This window comes from Paenibacillus dauci (assembly GCF_000971985.1).
Taxonomy (GTDB): domain Bacteria; phylum Bacillota; class Bacilli; order Paenibacillales; family Paenibacillaceae; genus Saccharibacillus; species Saccharibacillus dauci.
Genome location: NZ_LAQQ01000023.1, coordinates 1 through 1,465 on the forward strand (window position 1 = coordinate 1; position 1,465 = coordinate 1,465).

A 1,465-nucleotide genomic window follows, 5' to 3' on the forward strand; every position below is an offset into this window, starting at 1 on the left:
TAAACTGTACCCTACAAGATGGACACTTTGAAAAAAAGTCATCTTGTAGGGTCTTTTTGTGTACAATAAAGAAAAAATGAGCGGTGGTCGAAACGGATGTCCAAAAAATTATTCACAACCAAGCAACAGAATGAGCTCCAAAAGAATCCCCATGTAAAACAGGTCAGTGACAAAGCCATTACCTACACCGATGCGTTTAAAGAACACTTCATCGAAGCTTACGGGCAAGGCAAACTCCCTCGTGAGATTTTTCAAGAGGCTGGCTTTGACGTCGAGAGTTTGGGAACCAAACGGATTCAAACGGCTTCGCATCGCTGGCGCACGGCTTACGAGAAGAAGGGAATCACCGGTCTTGCGGACGCGAGAAAACAAACTTCTGGACGTCCTTCCACACGTGAACGTAGTCCTCAAGAACAAATCGCTCGGCTGGAAGCCAAACTGGAATGGCTTGAAGTCGAGAATGAATTTCTAAAAAAGCTCGAATGGCTCGAAAGGCAGGCGAAGAAACCGAAATCCAAGTAAGGACGAGGCAGAAGTTTGAATGGATTCAGCAGATCACGAATCGTTCCCCGTTCAAACGTAAGGTACGGTGGCTGTGCCGGCTCGCTGGGGTCTCCCGTTCCGGTTACTATGCGTACCTTAGCGAGCAGTCTATTTCAGGCAGGCAGAAACAGCAAGAACAAGACGAACAAGCCTACAATATCCTGCTGCGCGCTTACCGGTATAAAAGAAGGAAGAAAGGCGCTCGCCAGATTCAAATGACGCTGCAGCTTCATTTTGGTCTCACGTACAACCTCAAACGCATTCGTCGTCTCATGAAAAAATTCAACCTCGTATGCCCGATCCGGCGAGCTCATCCCATGCGCCGGATCGCCAAAGCGACGCAGGAACACCGCACATGTCCTAACACCTTGCAACGAGCGTTTAAACCTGGAGTCGCTGGCCAAGTCCTCCTGACGGACATCACCTATTTACGGTATGGAGCAAGCCGACGGGCGTATTTGTCGACGATTAAAGATGCCCAAACCAACGAAATTCTCGCCTACAAGGTCTCGGATTCGCTGGGATTGGATCTCGCGCTGGACACGCTCAAGCAATTGAAGAAACATCGTCATCTCACGCCGAAAGCGTTGATTCATTCCGATCAAGGATTTCACTACACCCACCCAAAGTTTCAAAAACTCGTGAAGAAGATGAAACTCGGGCAATCCATGTCGCGAAGAGGAAATTGCTGGGACAACGCGCCACAGGAATCTTTCTTTGGCCATTTTAAAGATGAAACCAATTTGAAAGCGTGCCAAACCCTCCAGCAAGTGAAGCAAGAGGTCAAGCGTTATATGACGTATTACAATCTGGAACGTGGGCAGTGGAACTTAAAAAAGCTGCCGCCTGCAACATACAGGCAACAGCTTCTTCACGTGTCCTAACCTTTTTTTGAAATGTCCTTTACAAAGGGTACAGTTTA

At 47.9% G+C, this 1,465-nt stretch carries 1 protein-coding gene; it reads left to right on the forward strand.

The genetic code is table 11. The features are described 5' to 3' along the window. Window positions 1-96: 96 nt before the first annotated feature. Window positions 97-1,427 (forward strand): IS3 family transposase gene (locus tag WH46_RS23960; RefSeq protein ID WP_231584404.1). Its coding sequence is split into 2 segments (ribosomal slippage): window positions 97-481 and window positions 481-1,427, totalling 1,332 coding nucleotides; the frame shifts between segments, so codons are not numbered across the junction. Window positions 1,428-1,465 lie beyond the last annotated feature (38 nt).